This window comes from Polaromonas sp. P1_F2, from assembly GCF_056405735.1.
Genome location: NZ_JBFUBN010000003.1, coordinates 1 through 21,073 on the forward strand (window position 1 = coordinate 1; position 21,073 = coordinate 21,073).

A 21,073-nucleotide genomic window follows, 5' to 3' on the forward strand; every position below is an offset into this window, starting at 1 on the left:
GCGACCCCCGCAGCCCCTGGCAGCGCGGCATCAATGAGAACACCAATGGCCTACTGCGCCAGTATCTTCCCAAGGGCACGGACCTGAGCGTGTACTCGCAGCACGAGCTTGATCTCATGGCCTGGGAGCTCAACATCAGGCCACGCAAGACTCTTGGCTGGAAAAGCCCCGCCGAGGTCTTCTTTAACAACAAGGCCATGAAAGATGCTGGCCTTATTCCGACTGTTGCACTTGGGGTTTGAATCCGCCGTGACTTTCTTTTGGCGAAGCAAAAGAAAGTTACTTGCTGCCGGGCAACCCCCGGCCAGCTGAACTAAGAAGAGAAAACCGAAGCGCAAAGGCCGAAGCAAGAACCGGCCAAGCGCAAGCTTAGTCCTCCAACTCTGCCTTAGCCATCTCCACATCCAACCTCTCCGTAGCATCCAGCGGCTTGCTCGCCGCAGCCTGCTCATAAAGCTTGGTGGCTTCTTTCATCTTCTTGTCGCCTTCAAGCATGACCATGCCATTGGCGTACTCGATCATGCCGATGGCCGAGCCGGGGTGTAGTTTCAGGGCGTCCTTGTAGAGCGACAGGCCCACGTCCTTCTTGGCGCCATAGGTCATGCCGCCAATCAGCGAGCCGACCTTGTCGATCACCTCGGCGTGGAAGGCGGCCAGCGCGATGTGGGCGTCGGCGTGTTTGGGTGACAGCTTGATGGCCTGCTCGAGTGCGTTCTTCACCTTGGTGCCCAGGCCCTGGGCCAGGGCTTTGGCCACGCTGATGCCCTGGCTGTAGCGGCCCAGCGCGTAAGCCTGCCAGTACCAGGCGTTGGCATTCTTCGGGTCGTCTTTTTGCTGGGCTTCGGCGCGGGCGGCGACTTCCATGAAGAGGTCGAGCTTGGCTTTTTCCTTGGTTTCCAGGTAGGTGGCGTACATGCTGGCGGCCTTGTTGGCCACCGTGATGCCGTCGCCGCCGGCCTTGAGGCCCGCGTCAGAGGCCTTCTGGAATTCACCGTTGTGGAACAGCACCCAGGCCTGCAGCACGTCGGTGTCCTTGGGCAGGGGCTCGCAGTCGCCTGTGTGCAGGCGGGCCCAGCTCTTTTTCAGGCTGGCGGCATCAAATGCGTAGTCGCCGGCATGGGGAAAAGCGGTCCATTTGGCCATGTGTCTTGTCTCCTGTAAAAATTGTTGGTGTTATCAATGAGGGCTGTTTGAAGGAACTCAAGCCGGGTTGCTGTAAGCGCCGACCAGGGCCTGCAGGTGCGCGCGCTGGCCTTGTTCCAAGTAGGGGATCAGCAGGTTGAGCACGTGGTGCGCGCCGCGCAGCAGCGCGGCCTGGGCATTGGCGGGCTCCAGCGCATTGCGCGGGTCGCGCACGTATTCGAAGCTGAGCCAGTAGGTGAGCACCACCACCATGCTGGTGGCCGTGGCCTCGACCTCGCGCGAATCGATGGTCACGGCGCCGGCGCGGCTCATGCCGTCGAGCAGGCTCTTGATGGCGCGTGTCTTGTTCTTGAGCACCCACTGGAAGTGGGTTTCCAGCCGGCGATTCTTGCTCAGCAGGTCGTTGAGGTCGCGGTAGAGGAACCGGTACTGCCAGATCAGCTCGAACAGCGTGTGCATGAAAAACCAGGCGTCTTCCACGTCGCGCACGCCGTCGCTGGCGTTGAGCAGCTCGCCCAGGGATTTTTCGTAACGGTCGAACAGCGAGTTGATGAGCTCGTCTTTGGCGGGATAGTGGTAATAGAGGTTGCCGGGGCTGATGTTGAGCTCGGCCGAGATCAAGGTGGTCGACACATTGGGCTCGCCAAAGCGGTTGAAGAGGTCCAGGGTGACCTCCAGGATCCGCTCTGCTGTACGGCGCGGCGCTTTTTTCGCCATAAGTTGTCTACCTCGTATTGTTCTTGAACTCTAACCCGGCGCTGGCCGGCGCGAAACTAGGGAAGTCCACCAAGCCTCAATATCCGCCCATGGAGAACCTTTGGGTTACGCCGGGACCCCCCCGCGGGAAGCCGGTTGCAGCGCATGGCTTAAATCCTCCATCACTTCCTCCAGCGAGGCGATGGCGCGGCCCACGCGGGTGGCGGCCGGCCTCGCGGCCACCAGGTGGCGCTTGGGGTCTTCCAGAACGTCCAGGTTCAGGGTCACGCCGTGCCGCGCGAGCTTGGCCGACAGCGTGGTCTTGCGCGAGCGCAGCATCTGCCGGGTCTGCTGGTAGGCGTGTTCGGCCAGTTCGCGGCGCTGCCGGTAGCTGAAGGTATTGGCCAGGAACAGCTCGGCATCGCGGTGGTCGGGCTCCAGCAGCACGATGTCGGTGTCGGGATAGGCGTGCTCGTAGTGTTTCATGCCCAGCTCCAGCCGCGAATGGATCATGGAGCGGAAGGTCTGGCTCATGACCGCTGGCAGGCCGCCGCTGACGATGCGCGGGATGGCCTGCTTTTCAGGCGGCAGGCCGCGGCGCATGACGCGCTGGTCCATGGCCAGTCGGGGGGCACGCGTGGAATTGAAGGGCACCAGCGGGTTCAGGCAGAACATCAGGTCTATGCCCTCGTCCATGGCCACGCCGGCATGCATGGTCTTCTTGAGGGCGCCGTCCACGTAGTAGTGGCTGTCGATCTCCACCGGCGGGAACAGGCCCGGCAGGGCCGAACTGGCCTGGACGGCCTTGGAAATCGGCACATGGTCCCAGCCGGGGCGGCCGAAGGGCGCGGCGTCGCCGCTGTCCAGGTTGGTCGCCACCAGCGTCAGGCGCGTGCGGAGCTTGCGAAAGTCGTTGGTGCGCCCGGGCTTGGAGAACAGCTTTTCGAGTTGCGTGTCGACTTTGTCATTGGCAAAAATGCCCGTGGGCAGGGCCGGCCCCAGCGCCTCCAGTGCATGCACAAAAGACTTGCGCCCAAAGGTGGCGCGCCATGCGGCCGACACGGCCAGGCCGGGCAGGGTGATGCCGCGCCGCAAAAATTCGCCATAAGCCGGCACCATCAGCCAGGCCGGGTCGAACACCTCCGAGGCTTGGTCGCCGTTTTCGATAAAGGCAGCGCACAGTTCGCGCGGCGTCATGCCATTGGCCAGGCCCGCCGCGATAAAACCGCCGGCCGAGACACCGACATAGTGGTGTAGTTCAGTGAAGGAGATGCCTTGCAGGGATTCATCAAGTGCGCAAAGAGCGCCGATTTCGTAAATCGCTCCCAGGGGACCGCCGCCGGCGAGAGCCAAGGCGATGCGCGGCTGGCTCGTGGAAGATTTGCTTTTTGAACGCTTGGCAGAGGTCATGGAAAGAAAGTGTAGACGGCGGCTTCGGAAATATTTGCTGCTTTGCAGCAAAACCGCGCAGGCGGAGAGGCGCGCACAGGCGTAAAAAAAGGGACGGCATGTCCCTTTTTCTGGTGAAGTTCGAAGTGCTTAAGCCGACTTGCGCGCGGCCGGGCGCTTGGCGGCCGGGGCCTTTTTGGCGGCGGGCTTTGCGGCAGCCTTGGCCGCCGTCTTGGCGGTGGGAGCCTTGCCGCTCATTTTTTGCACGTTGCGGTTCAGTTCGTCGATACGCGCGATCAGTGCGTCCACGTCCTTGGCGGAAGGCACGCCAAGCTTGTTCAGAGCCTTGGCGACGCGGTCTTCAAAAATGTTTTCGAGCTTGTCCCACTGGTGACCGGCTTTGGACTGGATGTCGGTGGCCATGGTGGCCATCTTGTTGGTGGCTTCGGAGATTTTCCCTTCGGCGACGGCCTGGGTCTTGCGCTGGATGGACAGGCCTTCCTTGACCAGGGTTTCAAACACTTTGCCGCCTTCTTCCTGCGCCTTGGAGAAGGCGCCCAGGCCGGCCAGCCAGATTTGCTGTGCGGACTCTTTGACGGCGCCCGACAGCTGGGGACCGGATTTTTTGTCGGCGCTCATTTTTTGCAGTTTCTTGACCATGGTGGACTCCAGACAGTGAAGGTTGTGGATTTGCGCGGACAGTATGCCGCATAGACCGGAAAATATAAGGCTTCCCCGCGGCGCTGTTTAGGTGCCCCGCTCTATGGAAAAGCACGCCCCGAGCCGCTGAGCGCGGGTTTCTGCTGAATAGAGAGTGATGCGGTTTAAGCAAGAATCAGTTTTCGATCGATAGTTCAGCGGAGAAAACACAACATGCATTATTTCGTCACGGGGGCCACAGGCTTCATCGGCAAACGCCTGGTCAAAAAACTTCTGGAACGAAAAGGCACGACCGTTCATTTCCTGATCCGCAAGGAAAGCGCCGGCAAAGTGGCGGCACTGAGGGAGTACTGGGGCGTCAGCGCCGCGCGGGCTGTCGCCGTCCATGGCGACCTGACGAGCAAGAAACTGGGCGTCAGCAGCGAGGACATCAAGAAGCTCAAGGGCCAGGTCGGGCATTTTTACCATCTGGCCGCGGTCTACGATCTGGGCGCCGACGAGGAGAACCAGATCGCCGTCAACATCGAGGGCACGCGCAGCGCGGTGGAGTTCGCCAAGGCCATCGATGCCGGGCACTTCCACCACGTGAGCTCCATCGCCGCGGCCGGCCTCTATGAAGGCGTGTTCCGCGAGGACATGTTCGAGGAGGCCGAGAACTACGAGCACCCGTACTTCATGACCAAGCACGAGAGCGAAAAAATCGTGCGCAAGGAATGCAAGGTGCCCTGGACGGTGTTCCGACCCGCCATGGTGGTCGGCGACAGCACCACCGGCGAGATGGACAAGATCGACGGCCCCTACTACTTCTTCAAGCTGATCCAGCGCATGCGCCAGCTGCTGCCGCCCTGGATGCCGGCAGTGGGCCTGGAAGGCGGGCGCATCAACATCGTCCCCGTCGACTTCGTGGTCGACGCGCTGGACCACATCAGCCACAAGACCGGCATCGCCAAAAAATGCTTCCACCTGGTGGACCCGGTGGGCTACCGTGTCGGCGACGTGCTGGACATCTTCAGTCGCGCAGCCCACGCGCCCAAGATGAACCTGTTCATCAATGCCGCGTTGCTGGGCTTCATCCCGCGCGGCGTCAAGAAGAGCCTGATGGCGCTGGCGCCGGTGCGGCGCGTGCGCAACGCGGTGCTGGCCGACCTGGGCCTGCCCGAGGACATGCTGACCTTCGTCAACTACCCGACCCGTTTCGACTGCCGCGAGACCATGGCCGCGCTCAAGGGCGCCGGCATTGAGTGCCCCAACCTCAAGGACTACGCCTGGCGCCTGTGGGACTATTGGGAGCGCCACCTGGATCCCGACCTGCACATCGACCGCTCGCTCAAGGGCACCGTGGGCGGCAAGGTGGTGCTGGTCACCGGCGGCTCTTCCGGCATAGGCCTGGCCGCGGCGCACAAGTTCGCCGAGGCCGGCGCGGTCACCGTCATCTGCGGGCGCGACCAGGACAAGCTCGACGAGGCCTGCAAGGAGGCCAAGGCCAAGGGCTACCAGTTCGTGGCTTACCCGGCCGACATCGCCGACATGGCCGACTGCGACCGTTTCCTCAAGCTGCTGATCGCCAACCACGGCGGCGTCGACTTCCTGATCAACAACGCCGGCCGCTCCATACGCCGCGCGATTGAGGCCAGCTACGACCGCTTCCACGACTACGAGCGCACCATGCAGCTCAACTACTTCGGCTGCCTGCGCGTGACCATGGGCCTGCTGCCCGGCATGGCGGCCAAGCGCAAGGGCCATGTGGTCAACATCAGTTCCATCGGCGTGCTGACCAACGCACCGCGCTTTTCGGCCTATGTGGCCTCCAAGGCTGCGCTGGACGCCTGGACGCGTTGCGCGTCCAGCGAGTTCGCCGACGTCGGCATCAGCTTCACCACCATCAACATGCCGCTGGTGCGCACGCCCATGATCGCGCCCACCAACCTGTACAACAACGTGCCGACGCTGTCTCCCGAAGAGGCCGCCGACATGATCGCGCAGGCCTGCATCTTCAAGCCGGTGCGCGTCGCCACGCGCCTGGGCATCACCGGCCAGCTGATGCACGCGCTGGTGCCGCGCATCGCGCAGATCGCCATGAACACCAGCTTCCGCATGTTCCCCGACTCTTCGGCCGCCAAGGGCGAGAAGGGCGCCAAACCGCAGCTGTCCGCCGAGGCCGTGGCCATGCAGCAGATGATGCGCGGGATTCACTTCTGACCGGGGCGGCGGCCCTTGCCGCCCGGCCTTCTCGCCGCGAGGCCGAGGGCATAATGTGAGCTGGTGCCGCACTGCAGCGGCGCATGGAAGGTGAGCTCATGATTTTGGTTACGGGGGGAGCCGGATTTATCGGCGCCAATTTTGTTCTTGACTGGCTGGCAGGCAGCGACGAGCCGGTCGTCAACCTGGACAAGCTCACCTACGCCGGCAACATGGAAACACTGGCGCCCCTCAAGGGCGATCCACGGCATGTTTTTGTCAAGGGCGACATCGGCGACAGGGCCCTGGTCGCTGAACTGCTGGCCAGGCACAAGCCGCGTGCCGTGCTTCATTTCGCGGCGGAGTCGCATGTGGACCGTTCCATTGCGGATCCCGAAGAATTTATCCAGACCAATATCGTCGGCACCTTCCGCCTGCTGGAAACCGTCCGCCAGTACTGGGCCGGCCTGCCGGACGGCGAGAAGGCCGCGTTCCGCTTCCTGCAGGTTTCCACCGACGAGGTTTACGGTTCGCTCAAGCCCGCCGATCCGGCCTTCAGCGAAACCAACCGCTACGAGCCGAACAGCCCTTATTCGGCCAGCAAGGCGGCCAGCGACCACCTGACCCGGGCCTACCACCACACCTACGGCCTGCCGGTGCTCACCACCAATTGCTCCAACAATTACGGCCCCTATCATTTCCCGGAAAAATTGATCCCGCTGATGATCGTCAACGCCCTGGCCGGCAAGCCGCTGCCGGTCTATGGCGACGGCCAGCAGGTGCGCGACTGGCTGTACGTCAAGGACCACTGCAGCGGCATTCGCCGCGTGCTGGAGGCCGGTAAACCCGGCGAGACCTACAACATCGGCGGCAACAACGAAAAACCGAACATCGACATCGTCCATGCGGTGTGCGCGCTGCTCGACGAGCTGCGCCCGCGCGCCGGTGGCAGCTACCGCGAACAGGTCAGCTTCATCAAGGACCGGCCGGGCCACGACCGCCGCTACGCGATTGATGCCGCCAAGATGACGCGTGAACTGGGCTGGAAGCCCGCTGAAACCTTTGAAACCGGCATCCGCAAGACCGTGCAGTGGTACCTGGACAACCCCGAATGGGTCACCCATGTGCAGAGCGGTGCTTACCGCGACTGGGTCGATGCCCAGTACGCGACGGCCGCGGCCTGAGCGCGCGCATGAAGATACTGCTTTTCGGCAAGAACGGCCAGGTGGGCTGGGAGCTGCAGCGCAGCCTGGCGCCTCTGGGCGAGTTGGTCGCGCTGGATCGCCACAGCAATGACTTCTGCGGCAACCTCGCCAATCTGGACGGCATCCGCGAGACGGTGCGCCAGGTCCGGCCTGAGGTCATCGTCAATGCCGCCGCCTACACCGCCGTCGACAAGGCCGAAGGCGATGCCGGTACCGCGCATACCGTCAATGCCGAAGCGCCGGGCGTGCTGGCGGAAGCGGCGGACGCCGCCGGTGCATGGCTGGTTCATTATTCGACGGACTATGTGTTCGACGGAAGCGGCAGCAAGCCCTGGGAAGAAAGCGACCCGACAGGTCCGCTCAGCGTCTACGGCCGCACCAAGCTCGAGGGCGAGCAGCGCATCGCCGCCTTGTGTGCCCGGCACCTGATTCTTCGCACCAGCTGGGTCTATGCGGCCCGTGGCGGCAACTTCGCCAAAACCATGCTGCGCCTGGCTGCCGAGCGCGACCGCCTGACGGTCGTCAGCGACCAGTTCGGCGCGCCGACAGGAGCCGACCTGCTGGCCGACGTCACGGCCCACATGCTGCGCGGCGCGCTCACGGGGTCCACAGCGGGCTTTGCCGGGATCTACCACGTGGCGGCCGCGGGCGAAACGTCCTGGCACGGCTATGCGCGCTTTGTTCTCGATTGCGCGGCGAAAAGCGGCAGGGCGCTCAAGACTTCACCGGAGACCGTGGATCCTGTCGCCACATCGGCCTTCCCGACACCGGCGCAACGCCCGCATAATTCGCGCTTGAACACCGCCAAACTTCGTAGCGCCTTTGGCCTGCAGCTTCCGGCATGGCAGCAGGGCGTGGCCCGCATGCTGGCGGAAATTACCTGATCGCTCACACATGACTCAACGCAAAGGCATCATCCTGGCCGGCGGCTCCGGCACCCGCCTGCATCCGGCCACCTTGGCCATCAGCAAACAGTTGCTGCCGGTGTACGACAAGCCCATGGTGTATTACCCGCTGAGCACGCTCATGATCGCCGGCATCCGCGAGGTGCTGATCATCAGCACGCCGCAGGATACGCCGCGCTTCGAGCAGCTCCTGGGGGATGGATCGCAGTGGGGCATGAACCTCCAATACGCCGTGCAGCCCAGCCCCGACGGCCTGGCCCAGGCCTTCATCATCGGGGAGAAATTCCTGAACGGCGCGCCCAGCGCCCTGGTGCTCGGCGACAACATTTTTTACGGCCACGACCTGCACAAGCTGCTCAATGAAGCGGATGCCGAAACGTCGGGGGCGACGGTGTTTGCCTATCACGTGAAGGACCCGGAGCGCTACGGTGTCGTGGCGTTCGATGCCACCGGACGTGCACGCAGCATTGAAGAAAAACCGGCCGCGCCCAAAAGCAACTACGCCGTCACGGGCCTGTATTTTTATGATGCCCAGGTCGTCGAGATCGCCAAGTCGATCAAGCCAAGCGCTCGCGGCGAGCTTGAAATCACCACGGTCAACCAGCGTTACCTGGAACAAAACCAGCTGAAGGTGCAGATCATGCAGCGCGGATATGCCTGGCTGGACACCGGCACCCACGACAGCTTGCTGGATGCCAGCCAGTTCATCGCGACGCTGGAGCACCGCCAGGGACTCAAGATCGCCTGCCCGGAGGAGATTTCCTGGCGCAACGGATTCATTGACGACGCCCAGTTGCACAAGCTCGCCGAGCCGCTGGCAAAAAGCGGTTACGGCCAGTACCTGCAGAACCTTTTGAAGGAGGCCGGCCGGCCATGAAAGTCACACCCACGCCGATCGCGGACGTGCTCATTCTCGAACCCCGGGTGTTCGGTGACCAGCGCGGCTTCTTCCTGGAGAGTTTCAACCAGCGCGCGTTCAATGCCGCGACGGGTACGGATTTCAATTTTGTCCAGGACAACCACAGCCGGTCGGCAAAAAACGTGCTTCGCGGCCTGCACTACCAGGTCGGGCAGCCGCAAGGCAAGCTGGTGCGTGTCGTGCGGGGTGCCGTCTTCGACGTCGCGGTTGATATCCGCCCCGCGTCGCCGACTTTCGGCCAATGGTTTGGCCTGGAGCTCAGCGAGGAGAATCACCGGCAGCTGTGGGTGCCGCCCGGCCTTGCGCACGGTTTCCTGGTGCTCAGCGACAGCGCGGAATTTTTGTACAAAACGACCGACTACTATGCGCCCGAGCAGGAGCGCTGCATCGTCTGGAACGACCCCACGCTGGGGATCGCCTGGCCTCTGGAAGGCGGCTCGCCCCTGCTCTCGGGCAAGGACGCCGCGGGCCTGAGTTTCAAAGCGGCCGTGTCGGCGCCCTAGAACCGCTTACACCGGCAACGGGCGTTTTAAACGCTGGCCAGGCCGACGAGGTCGCTGTCCTGGGCGTCGGGTGTGAACCCGCTGACGTGCTTGAGCAGCAATATCCGCAAGGTGGCGGTGTCGTTGGCTTTCACTGCGATCTTGAGCAGTTCCAGGTCTCCGCGGAAATCCGCCCAGGGCACAAATTCTTCGTGCGCCTTGAGGATGCGGGGATGCAGCGTCGCGACGGGGTTGTCGCCGATCAGAAGCTCTTCATACAGCTTTTCGCCGGGGCGCAAACCGGTGACTTCGATCGCGATGTCGCCGTCGGGGCGGTTTTCGTCGCGCACCGTGAAGCCGGAGAGCTTCACCATGCGGCGCGCCAGGTCGATGATGCGCACCGGCTGGCCCATGTCCAGCACATAGACTTCACCGCCTTCGGCCATGGCGCCCGCCTGCAGCACGAGCTGGGCGGCCTCGGGGATGGTCATGAAATAGCGCGTCACGTCGGCATGGGTCAGGGTGATCGGGCCGCCGGCTTCAATCTGGCGCCGAAAGAGCGGCACGACGCTGCCGCTGCTGCCCAGGACGTTGCCGAAGCGGACCATGGCAAAGCGCGTGCGGTTGTTCACTGCAGGAGCTCCAGGGCCGAAACTCGGGGCCGGCGTTGCCGAGAGCGCTTGCAACACCATCTCGGCGAGGCGCTTACTGGCCCCCATGACGTTGGTGGGTCGCACGGCCTTGTCGGTGGACACGAGCACGAAATGGCTGACACCGGTTTCTATCGCGGCGCGTGCCGTATTGAAGGTGCCCAGCACATTGTTGGCGACCCCCTCGGCGGGATTGCTTTCGACGAGCGGAACGTGTTTGTAGGCGGCTGCGTGGTAAATCGTGTGCGGCTGGTAGGCCCGGCAGATTTCCAGCATGCGGCCGTAGTCGCGGACATTGGCCAGCAAGGGCGCGAGTTCCACGGCTACGCCGCCATGCCCGGCCATGCGCCGGCATAAATGCTCAAGTTCCTGGTGGATGCTGTAGAGGCCGAACTCGCTGTGCTCGACGAGGATCAGGCGCGCGGGCCGTTCCTGCAGTATCTGGCGGCACAATTCGCTGCCGATGCTGCCGGCGGCGCCGGTGACCAGCACCACTTTGCCCTTCAGGTTGCGCGCCAGCAGCGCGCGATCGGGCGGAACCGGATCGCGGCCCAGCAAATCTTCCACATCAAGGTCTTTGATGTCCGCCAGCGCCACGCGGCCATGGGCAACGTCCGTGAGGCCGGGCAGGGAGCGCACGTGGACCGGCAGCGGCTGCAGCTCGTTCAGGATCTCGTTGCGGCGGGCACGGGTGATGGACGGCAAGGCCAGCAGCAGGTCGGTGATCTCGAGTTGTTTCACCAGGCCAGGCAGCTCCGCCGGTGCATAAACCGGCACGTGGTTGATGGTCAAGCCTTGCAGCGCCCGGCTATCGTCAACAAATCCCAGCAGTTTGAATTCATGGGAGGTGGCGATGGCATTGGCGATTTGCACGCCTGCGGAGCCTGCGCCGTAAATCAGCAAGCGGCTGACTGGCAGGCCCCGGCGCTGACGGGCTGAAAGACTGCTCAGCCATTGCCGCGCGGCAGCCCGGCTGCCGCCCACCAGGAGTATCAGTATCAGGGGTTGCAGCAGGCCAAGGGAGCGCGGCACGTCCGGCCATGACATGAATACCAGCAGGCCGGAAAACAGCACCGCGTACAGCGATACGGCAATCACCAGCGCCCGCATCGCCGCCATGCCGCTATGCCGGAAAACCGCCCGGTAAAGGCCATTGCGCCAGAAGATCGGAGCGGCCAATACCGGTGCCAGCGCGTAAGGCCACCACTGGTGGACGCTATAGGGCCAGTGCAAGGCGTCCAGCCGCAGCGAGTAGGCGATCCATACGGCCACAATACCCATGACGACGTCCGCGAACGCCACCACGAGTTGCTTGACGCGCCGCGACTGGCCCAGCAATTTCTGTTTGATCATTGACTTCGCATCGTAGGGGGTTATGCCGGTTATGCGGCTTAGTGGGAAACGCCGTCGCGGCGCAGCACCTTGGCCGCGGTCAGCCACAAAATCCGGATATCAAACCAGAGTGATCGCCGCCGCAGATACTCTGCATCCAGCGCCACTTTTTCGGGAATCGGCAGTTCGTCACGGCCATTGATTTGCGCCCATCCCGTGAGCCCCGGAACCAGTTCGTGCACCCCCTGCGCCGTGCGCAAGGCAACCAGGTCATCCTGGTTGAACAATGCCGGCCGCGGTCCCACAAAGCTCATGTCGCCGACCAGGATGCTCCAAAGCTGCGGGAGTTCGTCGAGGCTGCTTTTGCGCAGAAATGGGCCGATGGGGGTCAGGTGCGCCGCCGGGTTCGCCAGCAAATGCGTGGCAACCGCCGGCGTACCCGTGCGCATGCTCCTGAACTTGGGCATCCTGAATATCCGATTCCGGCGGCCAACGCGATCAGACCAGTACAAGGCGGGACCGGCGGATGTGAGCCGGACCAGGACGGCTACGATCAGGATGGGAAGGGCCAGAACGCCCGACAGCAGGATGGCCAGAGCCAGATCGAATAGCCGCTTCAAAGGAACCACACCTTTTGCTGGTTTGAATTTTTCATGTTTTATCCTTTTAATACCCAGCCTCCCGGGTCCCCTGTAATTTCCACGTAGCAGCATGTGACGCTCGATTCTATGCCGACGTAAATTTGCGGTAACGCCGTCCGCAACCCTTGGCGCGAGCTCCGGGCTGCCTCGGTGGGGTGGAAAAAGGAGTTTCGTGGAGCTATACTGTTCATCAATTGAACAAGCCCTGTCTCGCCCCCTCCTTTCCCTCGAGGTGCTTCCGGTTGGTGGATTGAAGGGTCTTACCCTTATCTGGTCCTTATCTGGCCGGTCCAAATTTAAAAATGTCCACTGAAGAGTCCCATTTGCAGGTGCTGCGTTTGCTGCAGACAAATCCGCGAGTCAATCAACGCGGCCTGGCGGATGCGCTGGGGATCAGTCTTGGCAAGACCAACTACTGCCTCAAGGCACTGATGAGCAAAGGGCTGATCAAGGTGCAGAATTTTCGCAGCAGCGATAACAAGCTTGCGTATGCCTATCTGCTCACTCCCGCCGGTATTGCTGAAAAGGCCAATCTGACCGCCCGGTTTTTGAAGCGCAAGGTTTCCGAATACGAAGCCCTGAACCAGGAAATACAACAGTTGAGGCGGGAACTGGAAAGCGCCGAGGGCGCTGCACCGGATGCCGCCGAGCCGGGTGCGGCGATGGGTGCACGGTCATGAAGGCCAATGAGGGCGGCGCACCGGCCGGCAGGGGGCTGCTTGTCCGCCTGTGGTTCCACTTGAGCCGGCGCCGGCGCGGGCAATTCTTTCTGCTGTTGGGCCTGATGCTGCTCAGTGCTTTCGCTGAAGTGGTGAGTTTGGGGGCTGTATTGCCCTTTCTGGGAATCCTGACCGCGCCGGAGCGGGTCTATGCCTATCCGGGGGTGGCGTCCACGGCCCAGTCTCTGGGGCTTGCTTCCGCCGACCAACTGCTTTTCCCCATTACCGTGGCATTTGCTGTGGCTGCCGTTGTGGCGGGTGTCCTGCGAATAGCTTTGCTGTGGATGAGCACACGGCTTGCTTTCGGCAGCGGTGCCGATCTCAGCCTTGATATTTATCGCCGCACGCTGTATCAGCCTTACCCTGTCCACATCTCGCGCAACAGCAGTGAGGTGATCAGCGGGATTACCAGCAAGGTCGCCACGGCAGTCTCCGTGCTCAATCAGGTATTGACACTGATTAGCTCGACGGTTTTGTTGGGCGCAATCATGTTGGCACTTATTGCCATCGACCCGAAGATCGCCCTTGTGTCTGCCATTGCCTTTGGCGGCGCATATGGACTGATCTCGACGCTGTCGCGCCGCAAGTTAAAGCGCAACAGTCAACGGATGGCTACGGGGCAAACTCAGGTTGTCAAAGCGCTTCAGGAGGGTTTGGGCGGCATCCGCGATGTGCTTCTTGATGGTACTCAACCCATCTACTGCGCGGAATTTCACCAGTCCAGCCAGCAGCTCAGGCATGCGCAGGGGAACAATGTTTTCCTCGCCGGGAGCCCCCGTTTCGCGATGGAGTCGCTGGGCATGGTCCTTATCGCCGTCCTGGCATACGGCTTAAGCCGCCAGCCTGGCGGTATTGCCACAGCACTGCCTGTTCTCGGCGCGCTGGCTCTAGGCGCGCAGCGGATGCTTCCCGCCCTGCAGCAGGCGTATAACGCCTGGGCCACCATTCGTGGAAGCCATGCCTCGCTCGTTGAAACCATCATCCTGCTGGACCAACCCGTTCCGCCCGAGCTGCTGTTGCCTCCTCCGTTACCGTTGCGGTTCAAGCACTCGATACGGTTTGAAAACGTCAAGTTTCGTTACTCGCCTGCCGGCCCGTGGGTGCTTGATGGCCTGACTCTGGAGATTCCTAAAGGGGCCAAAATCGCTTTCGTCGGCAGTACGGGCAGTGGGAAAAGCACGACGCTGGATTTGCTGATGGGCTTGGTGAATCCGGTGGAAGGTGCGTTTCTGGTGGATGGTCAACCCCTTTCGCAGAATCAGATCCGTGCGTGGCAGCGCACGATTGCGCATGTGCCGCAGAGCATCTTTCTGGCTGATGCCACAGTGGCGCAAAACATAGCGCTTGGTGTGCCGCCGGCGGAAATCAATATGGAACGGGTTCGCCAGGCCGCAGCGCAGGCGCATATTGCCGAGTTCATAGAAGCGCATCCGGACGGTTACAGCGCTGCAGTTGGCGAGCGTGGGGTGCGTCTTTCAGGGGGGCAACGCCAACGCATCGGGATTGCCCGTGCCTTGTATAAAGAAGCTGATGTGCTCGTCTTTGATGAGGCGACCAGTGCACTGGACAACGCCACGGAGCAGTCTGTCATGGAAGCTATCCAAGGGCTGGGCCCACATCTGACCATCATCCTGATCGCGCATCGGCTCACCACAGTCAGGGAGTGCGATACGATTTTTGAACTCGAGGGTGGTCGTGTAGCGGCGCAAGGCACATATGGCGAGTTGCTTGCTGCCAGCCCTGGCTTTCGTCAGATGGCCGCAACCGTGGTGCAAGTGCAATGACCGCACCCGTTCTTTCTTCTGGACGTCGCATCCTGGAGCTCTCCTGCTTCGTGTCGGTTGCACACTTGGCCGGGATCTTTGGCCCTTATTCAGCATGAAAAAAAAGCGACTCCTTATTACCGGCGGAAGCGGGCTGCTTGCGCTCAATTGGGCCTGCGCGTTGCGCGGCACCTGGGATGTGACTCTGGGAACTCACCGGCATTCGGTTGAGCTTGCCGACGTCGGCACGCTTCCTTTGGTTCTGGATGATCCGGACCGGCTGCGAACCCAATTCGATGAAGTTTCGCCCGATCTTGTCGTCCATGCCGCGGGGTTGACCAGCGTGGACCGCTGCGAACAACTTCCGGCGCTGGCTCACCAGGCCAATGTCGAAATCGCCAGAAATGTGGCGCAGGCCGCCGCAACGCGGGGCGCCGCGCTGGTTCATGTCTCCACCGATCACCTTTTCTCCGGCCGGCAAAGCATGTGTACGGAGGCTGAGCCGCCTCAGCCCGTGAACCACTACGGGAGGACCAAGGCGCTCGCGGAAACCGCCGTAATGCAGGCGAATCCCGCGGCGCTGGTGGTGCGCACCAATTTTTTCGGCTGGGGCCATGCCACGAGACAGTCCTTCACCGACTGGCTGATTTACAACCTGAGGGCCGGCAAGGAGCTGTCCCTGTTCGACAATGTTTTTTTCACACCGATTCTTGCCGATGCACTGGCTCTGGCCGCGCATGAACTGGTGGAGAAGGGCGCTTCGGGCGTTTTTAACCTGGTCGGCGACCAGCGCATGTCCAAATACGAGTTTGCCCGCATTGTGGCAAAGGATTTCTCGCTGCCCGAACACCTGCTTTTGCGGCACAGCTTCGATGGCTCCGAACTCGTGGCGGCGCGGCCGCATGACATGTCCCTGGACAATCGCAAGGCGCGCGAAGCCCTGGGACGGAATCTTGGCGACGTGCCGCAGTTCCTGGCCGCGCTGCGCCAGCAGGAGTTGTCAGGGCGCGGCGCCGAACTACTGAAATCAGTCAACCCAAAATAAGAATGGACCTATCGTGAACATGATTTCCTATGGACGCCAGCATATTGACGAAGAAGACATCCAGGCGGTGGTGGACTGCCTGCGCAGCAGCGCCCTGACGCAGGGACCCATGGTCGCGAAGTTTGAGCAAGCCATCGCCGACTACGTGGGCGCCCGTTATGCGGTGGCTGTTTCGAGCGGGACAGCCGCTCTTCACATGGCTGCGCTGGCTGCCGGGGTGGGCCCGGGCAATGCGCTCCTGACGTCTCCCATCACTTTTGTGGCCACCTCGAACGCCGCAGTCTATGCGGGCGGCACGCCCCTGTTTGCCGACGTGGATGCGGATACGGTCAACATATCCCCGGCAGCCGTCGAAAAGAAACTGAAGGAGCATCCCGAGATCAGGGTCATCAGCCCGGTGCATTTTTCGGGCCTGCCTTGCGACATGGCGGCCATCAAGAAGATGGCGGACGGCGCCGGCGCGGTGATTGTTGAAGACGCCGCCCACGCCCTGGGTTCGCGTTATGCCGACGGTTCGCCGGTAGGCAATTGCAAATACTCGCTGATGACCGTTTTCTCGTTCCATCCCGTGAAGTCGATCACCACCGGCGAAGGCGGGCTGATCACCACCAACGATGAGGAAACCTATCGCAAGCTGCTGCGCCTGCGCAGCCACGGGATCAACAAGGAAGCGGATACCTACCAGCTGCCGGAGAACGCCCAGACCGACGGCGTTCCCAATCCCTGGTACCACGAGATGCAGGAGCTGGGCTTTCATTACCGGATCACCGACATCCAGTGCGCGCTCGGCGTGTCGCAAATGAAAAAGCTCGACATGTTTGTTGCGCGCAGGCGCGCGCTCGCCAAACGCTACGACGCGGCCTTTGCTGGGTCAAAATTGATCAGGCCCGCCCAGACGGCCGGCCGCGACCGGAGCGCGCATCACCTCTATCCGGTGCGCATCGACTTCGCCGCGGCGGGCACCACCCGCGCGGTGTTTATGGGCGAGCTGCGCCAGCGCGGCGTGATCGCGCAGGTCCACTACATCCCGGTGACCATGCAGCCCTTTTACCAGCGCTTGGGATGTGTTAACGCCGACTATCCGCAAGCCAACGCGTACTACGCCCAAGCGCTAAGCCTGCCGCTGTATGTCGACCTGACCGATGCGCAACAGGATGGCGTCATTGCCTTGTTGCTGGAGCTGCTTGGATGAAGCTGGCGCTCGGCACCGCCCAGTTCGGCCTGGCTTACGGTATCGCGAATACCGACGGCCAGGTGACGGCCGACGCGGCCGTCAAGATTCTTGCGCGCGCCCAAGCGGCCGGCATGGACACGATCGACACGGCGATTGCCTATGGCCAAAGTGAGCAGCGACTGGGCGAAGCCGGCGTCGGAGGCTGGAATGTTGTTTCCAAGCTGCCGGCTATTCCTGAAGGGTGCGCTGACATACAGGCGTGGGTTACCGCGAATGTGGATGCTTCGCTCGCCAGGCTGAAGCTGCCGCGTCTTCGCGGGTTGCTGCTGCATCGGCCCGGCCAGCTCCTGGGTGCGGATGGGCGGCAGCTGTACCAGGCTCTGTTGCAGCTCAAGCACGCCGGGAAAGTCGAAAAAATCGGGATTTCAATCTACGAACCGACCGAGCTCGACGAGCTTTGCGCTCAGTATGTGTTCGATCTTGTCCAGGCGCCCTTCAATGTGCTTGACAGAAGGCTGGCCACCTCGGGGTGGCTGCATCGGCTGCATGCTGAAGGCGTTGAAATCCATGTGCGTTCGGCCTTTCTGCAAGGGCTGCTGCTCTGCGCAACAGGGAAATCACCTGCCGGCTTCGAGCGATGGGAGCCCCTGTGGTCGTCATGGCGGGCCTGGGTCACCGATGCGGGTGTGGATCCTTTGCGCGCCGCACTCGGCCACGTTCTTTCCTACCCGGAAATCGACCGTGTCGTGGTTGGCGTTGACAGCCTGGACCAGCTCAATGAAATTCTGGCCTGTGCGGAATCCGGACAGCGACGGGCGCCCGATGCACTCGCGACGACCGATTCCGATTTGCTGAATCCGGCGCGCTGGCCGGCCTTTCTTTAATTCGACCATGGACTTGCTGCTCATCATCCGTGGATTGGCTGCCATTTCCGTTGTCGTCTGGCACACGGTTGGACGTCAAGCCGGCCTGCGTTTGGTCGCCGCGCACAGCATACGGTAGAGAAACTGACATGAACAAGGAAAAACCATGACCATCGAAATCATCGCCGAACTCGCGCAGGGATTTGAGGGGCGTCCCGAACAAGCCCGCCTGCTCATGAAAGCCGCCGCTTCCGCCGGCGCGGATGCGGCCAAATACCAGCTGGTGTACGCCGACGAGCTGGCGACGCCGGACTACAAATACTACGACCTGTTCCGTTCGCTGGAAATGACGGACGAGGTGTGGATGGGCCTTTCGAAATACGCAACAGAGTTGGGCATTACGCTGCAGGTCGATATTTTCGGTTCGCGCAGCTTGAAACTGGCCGAAACCATAGGCGCTTCCGCGGTCAAACTGCATGGCACCGACATTGCCAATCTGGGCCTGCTCGCGGAAGTGGCCCGCAGCGCGGTTCCTAAAGTGTTGCTCGGCGCGGGCGGTGCGTGGTCGGCTGAAATCGAACATGCCGTTGCCGCGCTCCAGAACAAGGAGGTCGTGGTCCTTCTCGGGTTCCAGGGTTACCCGACGCCGACCGAGACCAACCAGATCGCCCGGGTCAGGCTGCTGGTGGAACGCCTGGCCAAGGGGCATCCCCATGTGTCGATTGGTTTTGCCGACCATGCCTCCCCGGACAGTCCCCTGAGTTACGCATTGGCTGCGGTTGCGCTGGGCGCCGGCGCGCGTGTCATCGAGAAACACCTGACCTTCGGCCAGGTCATGAAGCTTGAAGACCACGAGTCGGCACTCAATCCAGACCAGTTTCTGGAATTCACCCAGACCTTGCGCGCCTGCTCGGAAGCCCTGGGGTCGGCCGGCGACGCAATGGATTTTGGGATGAGCGAATCGGAGCAGGGCTATCGGAAAGTGATCCGGCGCCATGTGGTCGCAGGGGCTGATCTGGACGCCGGGCGGGTCATTTCGCCCGCCGACCTCGTGCTCAAGCGCACGTCTTCGGAGCAGATCATGACCGACCTGGCGCCGGTTTACGGCAAGACCCTGAAACGCAAGGTTCTCAAAAACGCGCCGGTCGCCGCGGCCGATATTGAATAGAGGGAGCGGTATGAAAAGAAGACTTGTCGCCGCCATTGCCTGCCGCAACCAGGGCGCGCGCCTGTACGGCAAGCCCGTCCAGAACCTGGATGTCGAACACGGCATCCGGATCATCGACAACATCATCGGCTGCCTTGAAACGATTGACTGCATTGACGAGATCGTTCTGGGTATTTCGGAGGGCGTCGAAAACGAGGTGTTCAAGGTCATCGCCGGGCAAAAGGGCCTGCGGTATGTCGTTGGAGATCAAATCGACGTGTTGTCCAGGCTGATCGATTGCGGTTTGCTTGCCGGCGCCACCGACGTGTTCCGGGTCACCAGCGAGTCCCCATTCCTTTACTTCGATCCTGTCGAGGATTTGTGGCGCCGTCATCAGGCCGATGGCGCGGATGCTTCTTTCCTCGATGACGTGATTGACGGATGCGGTTTTGAAATCATTTCCCTGAAGGCGCTACAGGAGTCCCACGAAAAAGGGGGAAAAAAGCACCGTTCGGAACTGTGCTCGCTTTATATTCGCGAGAATCACCAGCATTACCGCATCATCAAGGCCGATGTGCCCCCGGCCCTGATTCGCAAGGACTTGCGCCTGACCGTCGACAATCCCGAAGATCTGGCGGTATGCCGAATCATTTATGGCGTTTTCAAAAATTCGGCCCCGCGAATCTCCGTGCCTGAGGTCGTCAAATTCCTGGACGCCAATCCCCGGCTGATTGAAATGACGGCACCGTTTGCCGAGGCGGGCTACGCAACCATGTACCGCTGGGGCTGATCAAGATACCCATCCGCATAAAACCTGACCGGAAACGTAAATGAATAAAGTCACCAATTACGAGTTGTCCCGCCGATTTTCCGCCGAAGTGCATGACTACATCCCCGGCGGCGCCCACACTTATTCCAAGGGGGATGACCAGTTTCCCCTGAATGCACCCGCCGCCATCGTGCGCGGCAAGGGCGCGCATGTCTGGGATCTCGACGGCAATGAATTTATCGACTGCAGCATGGGCCTTACCTCGGTCTGCATCGGCCATGGCTATGAGCCCGTCGCCCAGGCGGTGTCCGATGCGGCCTTTCAGGGCACCAACTTCCAGCGCCCTGCTGTGATTGAACTGGACGCCGCCAAGCTTTTCCTCGAAACGGTGCAGTCTGGCGACATGGTCAAGTTCGCCAAGAACGGCTCCACGGTCACGACCGCGGCCGTCAAGCTTGCCCGCGCTTTCACTGGCCGCAACAGGGTTGCCATCGCGAAAGAGCACAATTTTTTCAGCTTCGACGACTGGTTCATCTCCACCACTCCCTGCGACTTTGGCATTCCGGCCCAGGTTCGCTCGATGACCGCCACCTTCAGCTACAACAACTACGCATCTGTCGAGGCCCTGCTTGCCGACAAAAACCATGACATCGCGTGCCTCATCATGGAACCCGTCAAGTTTGACCCGCCGGTCGATGATTTTTTGCACAAGGTGGCTGCGCTTTGCAAGGACCGGGGAGTACTGCTGATCCTCGACGAGATGATCTCCGGCTTCAAGTGGGACCTTCGAGGCGCCCACAACTACTACGGCGTGAAACCCGACATGGCGACCTGGGGCAAGGGGATTGCCAACGGTTTTTCAGCTTGCGCGTTGACCGGTCGCGCGGACATCATGGAGCTGGGCGGCATTCGCCGCGAAGGGGACGACAAGCTCTTCCTGATCTCCACAACGCATGGCGCGGAGACCATAGGCCTGGCGGCCATGATTGCCACCATACAAGCGTTCAAGCAGCACGACATGATCACCAGCAATTGGGCCAGAGGCGAGGCATTGAAGCTGCGCCTGGAGCAGGTCATTGGCAAGCATGGGCTCGGGAAATCGTTGCAGCTGCTGGGTTACCCTTGCCTTTTTGCGCTGGCCTGCCGCAATGCTGCGGGTGAGGCTGATGATGCCTTCCGCACCCTGATGCTGCAGGAAATGATCGCGCGCGGGATCCTGTTCCAGGGGCTTTTTTATCCGACCTGGTCGCACCAGCAGGCGGAGATGGATCTCCTTGTCATGGCGTTTGACGAGTCCTGCGCCGTCTACCGCAAAGCCGTCGACGCTGGAACCACCAGCCAGTTGTTGATTGGCCGGCCCGCGAAACCCGTTTTCCGCAAAAAAATCTAGCTG

20 protein-coding genes are annotated in these 21,073 nt (G+C 61.7%); 14 read left to right on the forward strand and 6 right to left on the reverse strand.

The genetic code is table 11. From position 1 onward, the window contains the following. A partial coding sequence (locus AC1D0O_RS06980; protein ID WP_477652821.1) for a transposase occupies positions 1-242 on the forward strand: 242 nt, incomplete at its 5' end. Positions 243-369: 127 nt separating this feature from the next. On the opposite strand, the gene AC1D0O_RS06985 is transcribed toward AC1D0O_RS06980, so the two are convergent. From AC1D0O_RS06985 to AC1D0O_RS07000, 4 genes are all read right to left on the reverse strand, one after another. Beyond that, entirely contained in the window at positions 370-1,143 is a 774-nt protein-coding gene (locus tag AC1D0O_RS06985; protein WP_477652822.1) for a tetratricopeptide repeat protein, read from the reverse strand. Positions 1,144-1,200: 57 nt separating this feature from the next. Further along, positions 1,201-1,860, reverse strand: coding sequence for a TetR/AcrR family transcriptional regulator (locus AC1D0O_RS06990; protein ID WP_477652823.1), 660 nt, complete (start codon positions 1,858-1,860; stop codon positions 1,201-1,203). A 105-nt stretch (positions 1,861-1,965) separates the two neighbouring features. Continuing rightward, entirely contained in the window at positions 1,966-3,249 is a 1,284-nt protein-coding gene (locus AC1D0O_RS06995) for a patatin-like phospholipase family protein (protein ID WP_477652824.1), read from the reverse strand. A 129-nt stretch (positions 3,250-3,378) separates the two neighbouring features. After that, a complete protein-coding gene (locus tag AC1D0O_RS07000) occupies positions 3,379-3,888 on the reverse strand; it encodes a phasin family protein (protein ID WP_477652825.1) in 510 nt (169 codons plus the stop codon). Between the two features lie 213 nt (positions 3,889-4,101). Between AC1D0O_RS07000 and AC1D0O_RS07005 the strand changes: the two genes are divergently transcribed. The 5 genes from AC1D0O_RS07005 to rfbC all read left to right on the forward strand — a co-directional run bounded on the left by AC1D0O_RS07005 (position 4,102) and on the right by rfbC (position 9,598). After that, positions 4,102-6,087 carry an SDR family oxidoreductase gene (locus AC1D0O_RS07005; RefSeq protein ID WP_477652826.1) on the forward strand — a complete coding sequence of 662 codons (1,986 nt, stop codon included), beginning with the start codon at positions 4,102-4,104 and terminating at the stop codon, positions 6,085-6,087. Between the two features lie 98 nt (positions 6,088-6,185). After that, complete coding sequence (gene rfbB / locus AC1D0O_RS07010) at positions 6,186-7,250, forward strand: dTDP-glucose 4,6-dehydratase (RefSeq protein ID WP_477652827.1); 1,065 nt, start codon at positions 6,186-6,188, stop codon at positions 7,248-7,250. A gap of 8 nt (positions 7,251-7,258) precedes the next feature. Beyond that, on the forward strand, positions 7,259-8,155 hold the full coding sequence (gene rfbD, locus AC1D0O_RS07015) for a dTDP-4-dehydrorhamnose reductase (protein ID WP_477652828.1): 897 nt from the start codon (positions 7,259-7,261) through the stop codon (positions 8,153-8,155). A 10-nt stretch (positions 8,156-8,165) separates the two neighbouring features. Continuing rightward, positions 8,166-9,053: a glucose-1-phosphate thymidylyltransferase RfbA gene (gene rfbA, locus AC1D0O_RS07020; RefSeq protein WP_477652829.1), complete on the forward strand. Its 888-nt coding sequence runs from the start codon at positions 8,166-8,168 to the stop codon at positions 9,051-9,053. Then, positions 9,050-9,598, forward strand: a complete 549-nt coding sequence (rfbC, locus tag AC1D0O_RS07025; protein ID WP_477652830.1) for a dTDP-4-dehydrorhamnose 3,5-epimerase — start codon at positions 9,050-9,052, stop codon at positions 9,596-9,598. Before rfbA ends, rfbC begins: the two co-directional genes overlap by 4 nt. Positions 9,599-9,624: 26 nt before the next feature. Here the strand turns inward: rfbC and AC1D0O_RS07030 are convergent, their stop codons facing one another. Together AC1D0O_RS07030 and AC1D0O_RS07035 are read right to left on the reverse strand one after the other, a co-directional pair. After that, complete coding sequence (locus AC1D0O_RS07030; RefSeq protein WP_477652831.1) at positions 9,625-11,580, reverse strand: polysaccharide biosynthesis protein; 1,956 nt, start codon at positions 11,578-11,580, stop codon at positions 9,625-9,627. 38 nt (positions 11,581-11,618) lie between these two features. Further along, positions 11,619-12,179, reverse strand: a complete 561-nt coding sequence (locus AC1D0O_RS07035) for a sugar transferase (RefSeq protein WP_477653301.1) — start codon at positions 12,177-12,179, stop codon at positions 11,619-11,621. Positions 12,180-12,502: 323 nt separating this feature from the next. Here AC1D0O_RS07035 and AC1D0O_RS07040 point away from each other — a divergent pair, with 323 nt between their 5' ends. The 8 genes from AC1D0O_RS07040 to AC1D0O_RS07075 all read left to right on the forward strand — a co-directional run bounded on the left by AC1D0O_RS07040 (position 12,503) and on the right by AC1D0O_RS07075 (position 21,070). Continuing rightward, positions 12,503-12,880 carry a MarR family EPS-associated transcriptional regulator gene (locus AC1D0O_RS07040; protein WP_477652832.1) on the forward strand — a complete coding sequence of 126 codons (378 nt, stop codon included), beginning with the start codon at positions 12,503-12,505 and terminating at the stop codon, positions 12,878-12,880. After that, positions 12,877-14,703: an ABC transporter ATP-binding protein gene (locus AC1D0O_RS07045; RefSeq protein WP_477652833.1), complete on the forward strand. Its 1,827-nt coding sequence runs from the start codon at positions 12,877-12,879 to the stop codon at positions 14,701-14,703. Before AC1D0O_RS07040 ends, AC1D0O_RS07045 begins: the two co-directional genes overlap by 4 nt. A 94-nt stretch (positions 14,704-14,797) precedes the next feature. Further along, positions 14,798-15,727: an SDR family oxidoreductase gene (locus AC1D0O_RS07050; protein ID WP_477652834.1), complete on the forward strand. Its 930-nt coding sequence runs from the start codon at positions 14,798-14,800 to the stop codon at positions 15,725-15,727. Positions 15,728-15,746: 19 nt separating this feature from the next. Beyond that, positions 15,747-16,919, forward strand: coding sequence for a UDP-4-amino-4,6-dideoxy-N-acetyl-beta-L-altrosamine transaminase (pseC, locus tag AC1D0O_RS07055; RefSeq protein WP_477653302.1), 1,173 nt, complete (start codon positions 15,747-15,749; stop codon positions 16,917-16,919). Then, the gene (locus AC1D0O_RS07060; RefSeq protein WP_477652835.1) at positions 16,916-17,785 is read left to right on the forward strand and encodes an aldo/keto reductase; all 870 of its coding nucleotides are present in this window, start codon (positions 16,916-16,918) and stop codon (positions 17,783-17,785) included. The genes pseC and AC1D0O_RS07060 overlap by 4 nt, the downstream gene beginning before the upstream one ends. A 145-nt stretch (positions 17,786-17,930) precedes the next feature. After that, complete coding sequence (locus AC1D0O_RS07065) at positions 17,931-18,932, forward strand: N-acetylneuraminate synthase family protein (RefSeq protein ID WP_477652836.1); 1,002 nt, start codon at positions 17,931-17,933, stop codon at positions 18,930-18,932. Between the two features lie 10 nt (positions 18,933-18,942). Beyond that, positions 18,943-19,701, forward strand: a complete 759-nt coding sequence (locus AC1D0O_RS07070; protein ID WP_477652837.1) for a hypothetical protein — start codon at positions 18,943-18,945, stop codon at positions 19,699-19,701. A 40-nt stretch (positions 19,702-19,741) separates the two neighbouring features. Continuing rightward, entirely contained in the window at positions 19,742-21,070 is a 1,329-nt protein-coding gene (locus AC1D0O_RS07075) for a glutamate-1-semialdehyde 2,1-aminomutase (protein ID WP_477652838.1), read from the forward strand. The last annotated feature ends 3 nt before the right edge of the window (positions 21,071-21,073 follow it).

What these genes read in the sequence shown, in the direction of transcription:
- AC1D0O_RS06985 (WP_477652822.1), bottom strand. Translation starts at nt 1,143, where the DNA reads ATGGCCAAATGGACCGCTTTTCCCCATGCCGGCGACTACGCATTTGAT.
- AC1D0O_RS06990 (WP_477652823.1), bottom strand. Translation starts at nt 1,860, where the DNA reads ATGGCGAAAAAAGCGCCGCGCCGTACAGCAGAGCGGATCCTGGAGGTC.
- AC1D0O_RS06995 (WP_477652824.1), bottom strand. Translation starts at nt 3,249, where the DNA reads ATGACCTCTGCCAAGCGTTCAAAAAGCAAATCTTCCACGAGCCAGCCG.
- AC1D0O_RS07000 (WP_477652825.1), bottom strand. Translation starts at nt 3,888, where the DNA reads ATGGTCAAGAAACTGCAAAAAATGAGCGCCGACAAAAAATCCGGTCCC.
- AC1D0O_RS07005 (WP_477652826.1), top strand. Translation starts at nt 4,102, where the DNA reads ATGCATTATTTCGTCACGGGGGCCACAGGCTTCATCGGCAAACGCCTG.
- rfbB (WP_477652827.1), top strand. Translation starts at nt 6,186, where the DNA reads ATGATTTTGGTTACGGGGGGAGCCGGATTTATCGGCGCCAATTTTGTT.
- rfbD (WP_477652828.1), top strand. Translation starts at nt 7,259, where the DNA reads ATGAAGATACTGCTTTTCGGCAAGAACGGCCAGGTGGGCTGGGAGCTG.
- rfbA (WP_477652829.1), top strand. Translation starts at nt 8,166, where the DNA reads ATGACTCAACGCAAAGGCATCATCCTGGCCGGCGGCTCCGGCACCCGC.
- rfbC (WP_477652830.1), top strand. Translation starts at nt 9,050, where the DNA reads ATGAAAGTCACACCCACGCCGATCGCGGACGTGCTCATTCTCGAACCC.
- AC1D0O_RS07030 (WP_477652831.1), bottom strand. Translation starts at nt 11,580, where the DNA reads ATGATCAAACAGAAATTGCTGGGCCAGTCGCGGCGCGTCAAGCAACTC.
- AC1D0O_RS07040 (WP_477652832.1), top strand. Translation starts at nt 12,503, where the DNA reads ATGTCCACTGAAGAGTCCCATTTGCAGGTGCTGCGTTTGCTGCAGACA.
- AC1D0O_RS07045 (WP_477652833.1), top strand. Translation starts at nt 12,877, where the DNA reads ATGAAGGCCAATGAGGGCGGCGCACCGGCCGGCAGGGGGCTGCTTGTC.
- AC1D0O_RS07050 (WP_477652834.1), top strand. Translation starts at nt 14,798, where the DNA reads ATGAAAAAAAAGCGACTCCTTATTACCGGCGGAAGCGGGCTGCTTGCG.
- pseC (WP_477653302.1), top strand. Translation starts at nt 15,747, where the DNA reads ATGATTTCCTATGGACGCCAGCATATTGACGAAGAAGACATCCAGGCG.
- AC1D0O_RS07060 (WP_477652835.1), top strand. Translation starts at nt 16,916, where the DNA reads ATGAAGCTGGCGCTCGGCACCGCCCAGTTCGGCCTGGCTTACGGTATC.
- AC1D0O_RS07065 (WP_477652836.1), top strand. Translation starts at nt 17,931, where the DNA reads ATGACCATCGAAATCATCGCCGAACTCGCGCAGGGATTTGAGGGGCGT.
- AC1D0O_RS07070 (WP_477652837.1), top strand. Translation starts at nt 18,943, where the DNA reads ATGAAAAGAAGACTTGTCGCCGCCATTGCCTGCCGCAACCAGGGCGCG.
- AC1D0O_RS07075 (WP_477652838.1), top strand. Translation starts at nt 19,742, where the DNA reads ATGAATAAAGTCACCAATTACGAGTTGTCCCGCCGATTTTCCGCCGAA.